Origin of the sequence: Hymenobacter coccineus, from assembly GCF_001816125.1 — a bacterium.
GTDB lineage: Bacteria > Bacteroidota > Bacteroidia > Cytophagales > Hymenobacteraceae > Hymenobacter > Hymenobacter coccineus.
In genome coordinates this window covers 1-3,957 of sequence record NZ_MDZA01000194.1, presented here as the reverse complement: position 1 = coordinate 3,957, position 3,957 = coordinate 1, and the positions used below count along the sequence as shown (strand labels likewise).

The 3,957-nt window shown below is 68.9% G+C and carries 4 protein-coding genes; 3 read left to right on the top strand and 1 reads right to left on the bottom strand.

Annotated elements, in window-relative coordinates; translation table 11 throughout:
- Positions 1 to 195: 195 nt before the first annotated feature.
- From BEN49_RS12115 to BEN49_RS28870, 3 genes are all read left to right on the top strand, one after another.
- Positions 196 to 897, top strand: a complete 702-nt coding sequence (locus BEN49_RS12115) for a DUF421 domain-containing protein (RefSeq protein WP_070743786.1) — start codon at positions 196 to 198, stop codon at positions 895 to 897.
- A 182-nt stretch (positions 898 to 1,079) separates the two neighbouring features.
- Positions 1,080 to 2,381, top strand: a complete 1,302-nt coding sequence (locus BEN49_RS28875) for a family 1 glycosylhydrolase (RefSeq protein ID WP_204376102.1) — start codon at positions 1,080 to 1,082, stop codon at positions 2,379 to 2,381.
- A gap of 21 nt (positions 2,382 to 2,402) precedes the next feature.
- Positions 2,403 to 3,287 (top strand): SDR family oxidoreductase, encoded by an 885-nt coding sequence (locus BEN49_RS28870; protein ID WP_204376101.1) that lies wholly within the window; start codon positions 2,403 to 2,405, stop codon positions 3,285 to 3,287.
- 200 nt (positions 3,288 to 3,487) lie between these two features.
- On the opposite strand, the gene BEN49_RS27960 is transcribed toward BEN49_RS28870, so the two are convergent.
- Positions 3,488 to 3,957 (bottom strand): SH3 domain-containing protein (locus BEN49_RS27960; protein ID WP_158022884.1); only part of this gene is annotated, 470 nt, incomplete at its 5' end.

The following is a 3,957-nucleotide window of genomic DNA, read 5'->3' as shown; positions in this document are numbered from 1 at the left end:
CACCTGCGGCCACGTGCCCGCCCCGCCGACCACGCCGGCACCCACTGCCTGCGCTGCGGCGCCGAAACTGGGTGCCCGCCGTGCTTGCCTAGCGCCCAGCCGTGGGCCTGCCCGCGCGGTGCGCGGGCAGGCCCACGGCTGCCGGCGCAATAGCCCACTGCTTATTATTTAGACCGCATAATTAGTTAGCCCGAAATGCCGCCGCCACCGCCTCCCCACATTACCGATTACCTGCGCATCCTGATGGGCGACGTGCCCTGGAGCTTTCTGCTGGAAGCGGCCATTCGCTTGGCACTGATGTATTTGGTGCTGCTGGCCGGCCTGCGCCTGATGGGCAAGCGCATGGCCGGGCAGGTCAGCCGTACCGAACTGGCGGGGCTGGTTTCGCTGGCCGTCAGCATCGGCATTCCCTTGCTCTCCGCCGACCGGGGGCTGCTGGCCCCGTTGGTCATTGCGGCCGTGGTGGTGGGGGCCCACCGGCTCGTGGCGCACTGGGCCGCCCGCCACCCCACCGCCGAGTACCTGCTGCAAGGCACCGTGACCACGGTGGTGGCCGACGGGGTGCTGCAACTGCCCACCATGGAGCAGGTGGTGCTGTCGCAGGAGCGGCTGTTTGCCCAGCTGCGGGGCGAAAGCCTGGAGCACCTGGGCCAGGTGCACCGCCTGTACATGGAAGCCAACGGCACATTTAGTCTGGTCGAAGCCGACAAGCCCGCCCCCGGCTTGTCATTGGTGCCGGGCTGGGACGAAGACTTCCGAGGGGCACAGCCCGTGGCACCGGGCACGTTTGCCTGCCTGAAGTGCGGGCAAACGGCGGCCACGGCGCAGGCCCCCGCCACGGGGTGCCCGCACTGCGGGGCCCGGGACTGGGAGCCCGCCGTAACGGTTTGCAAGTAACCGCGCCGCGCGGGGCCCCGGCGCTGAGCAGCCGGTACTTAGGCCGGCGCCACCGCTGGGCTTAAGCAGTAGTTGAGAATATTGGCATACTGTATTGGTAACCTGTGGGTTGCCTTGTTAGTATACAGAATAAAAGCCCGGCCGATTCCATCGTGCCGAAGCCATAACTTGTAGCAAACCGGATGAACCATACAGCAACCGTAGAAATCTGGGGTGGGGTGGAATGCACGTGCCGGCGCGTCGGCGAGGCGTATTCTGACCAGCTCGTGCGCAACGGCCACCGCGACCGGCTCGACGACCTCGACCGCTTCGCCGCCCTGGGCCTGCGCACCCTGCGCTACCCCGTGCTCTGGGAAACCGTAGCCCCCGAGAGCCTCGACCGCCCCGACTGGCAGTGGCCCGATGAACGGCTGGCCCGCTTGCAGGCGCTGGGCATCGCGCCCATTGTGGGCCTGGTGCACCACGGTAGCGGCCCCCGCTACACCGCCCTCGACCAGCCCACGTTTGCCCCCGGCCTGGCCCGCTATGCCCGCATGGTGGCCGCGCGCTACCCCTGGGTGCGCTACTACACCCCTGTGAACGAGCCCCTGACCACGGCTCGCTTCAGCGGCCTCTACGGCCTCTGGTACCCGCACGGGCGGAGCGATGCCGCATTCGTGCGCATCCTCATCAACGAGCTGCAAGCCACGCGCTTGGCCATGCTGGCCATCCGGGAAGTAAACCCCGCGGCCCAGCTCGTGCAAACCGAGGACCTGGGCCAGGCCCACGGCACCCCGGCGCTGGCGGCGCAGGTCGAATTTGAAAACCACCGCCGCTGGCTGACGTTTGACGTGCTAGCCGGGGCTCTCACGCCGGCCCACCCGCTGTGGGACTATTTGCGCGGCCACGGCATTGCCGAAGCCGAATTGCAGGAATTCATTGACCACCCGCTGCCACCCGACGTGCTGGGCATCAACCACTACGTGACCAGCGAGCGGCACCTCGACGAGCGCCTAGCGGGCTACCCCGGCCAGCCCGTCATCAGCGGCGTTGCCCACCCGGCCTACGCCGACGTGGAGGCTTTGCGCGTGGCGGGCGTGGCCGTGGCGGGCCTCGAAAACTTGTTGCGCGAGGCCTGGAACCGCTACCGCCGGCCGCTGGCCATCACCGAGTCGCACCTGGGCTGCACCCGCGAGGAGCAGCTGCGCTGGCTGCACCAAACCTGGGAAGTGGCCAACCGCCTGCGTGCCAGCGGCGTCGACCTGCGCGGCCTCACGGTGTGGTCGCTGCTGGGGGCCTTCGATTGGGACAACCTGCTGACCCAGGACGGGGCCTCGTACGAGCCCGGCGTGTTCGACGTGCGCAGCGGGCAGCCCCGCCCCACGGCGCTGTACCCAATGGTGCAGGGCCTCATCCAGCGGGGCCACTACGCGCACCCCGTGCTGGCTGGCCCCGGCTGGTGGCAGCGCGACGTGCGGTTTTACTGGCCCGCCGAGGCCGCCTAACTTGCTTATCAATCAGCGTTTATGTCAAATCAGCAGCCCATCCTCATCACCGGGGCCCGCGGCACGTTGGGCCAGGCCTTTCGGCGCGTGTGCCGCATCCGGGGCCTGCACGCGGTGGCCCTCGACCGCGCCGCGCTGGACGTGGCCGACGCGGCGTCCGTGGAAAGCGCCGTGCGTCAGCACCGGCCCTGGGCCGTGGTGAACGCCGCCGGCTACGTCCGCGTCGACGAAGCCGAGGCCGACGACGCCCGTTGCTACCGCGAAAACACGGCGGGGCCCCAGCGGCTGTCCGCTGCCTGCGCCGTTCACGGCGCGCAGCTGCTCACTTTTTCTTCCGATTTGGTATTCGACGGCCAGCAAGCCACCCCGTACCGCGAAGACGACTCAGCGCGCCCCCTGAACGTGTACGGCCACAGCAAGCTGCTGGCCGAGCAGGCCGTGCTGGCCCAGCTGCCCACTGCGCTGGTGGTGCGCACCAGTGCCTTTTTCAGCGCCTGGGACGAGCACAATTTTGTGCACCACGCGCTGGCCGCCGCCCGCGCCGGCCGGCCCTTCCCCGCGGCCGACGACTTAATCATTTCGCCCACCTACGTGCCCGACCTGGTTAATGCGGCCCTTGACTTGCTGCTCGACGGCGCCCGCGGCCGGTGGCACCTGGCCAACCAGGGCCCCTGCACTTGGGCCGAGCTGGCCCGCCTGGCCCTGCACACGGCCGGCCTCGACGAGGCGTGTGTGCAGCCGCGTCCCGCCGCTGCCTTTGGCTGGGCCGCCCAGCGCCCGCGCTACAGCGTGCTGGGCAGCGCGCACGGGGCCCTGCTGCCCAGCGTCGAGAGTGGCCTCCAGCGCCACTTGGAAGACGAGCGCCTGCTGCAATCGGCTAACCCACCCGCTATTTTGGTAGGGTAGCGCGGCAGGAGCGCTCCCGCCGTTCAGTTGATTACTTAATAGCAACTATGGCCAGTGCACTTCGCGCCTATCCAAACGGAGTGTTACGTCGAGCGCAGCCGCGGCTTCTCGCCCGCTGGCTAATCATGAGTACCGTTGCCCGCGAGAGGCCGCGGTTGCGTTCGGTATGACCGTTTTTGGGTCGCCTTTTCGGGCAGCCGCTACCGACGTCGGCGCCCCCACACCAGCAAGCCCACGCAGGCCAGGCCCAGCCCGAGGATGGTCCAGTCGCGCCACTGGCGGGCCTGCTGGGCGGCGTCGAGGTCGTCTTCGAGGGTGAGCTGGCGGGCCATGGCGCGCCGCTCGCGCTCCTGCACGTTCAGCTGCTGGTTGCGGGCTTCGGCCAGGCGGTCGGACGTGAGGTTGCGGTCGTCGCGGCTGGTGTTTTGCAGCGTGACGGCCGTATTTTGGGCCGCTTGGGCCGTCTGGTTGAGCACGGCCACAATCTGCTCGTCCTTGTTCACGATGCCCTGCAAGGCGTCCACCACGGCCTGCAAGTCTTTTTTCGAAGGCTTATCACGGAGGCCAAAAAGGCTGTTGTGCTGGGGCCCGGGCGGCGGCGTAGCGGCGCGTGAGCACCTGGCGCTCGGCCAGCAGGCGGGGGCAGGGGGCGAGGCGGGGCGGCGCAGGG

Coding starts and splice junctions, on each gene's coding strand:
- BEN49_RS28875 (WP_204376102.1), top strand. CDS start 1,080: ATGAACCATACAGCAACCGTAGAAATCTGGGGTGGGGTGGAATGCACG.
- BEN49_RS28870 (WP_204376101.1), top strand. CDS start 2,403: ATGTCAAATCAGCAGCCCATCCTCATCACCGGGGCCCGCGGCACGTTG.
- BEN49_RS12115 (WP_070743786.1), top strand. CDS start 196: ATGCCGCCGCCACCGCCTCCCCACATTACCGATTACCTGCGCATCCTG.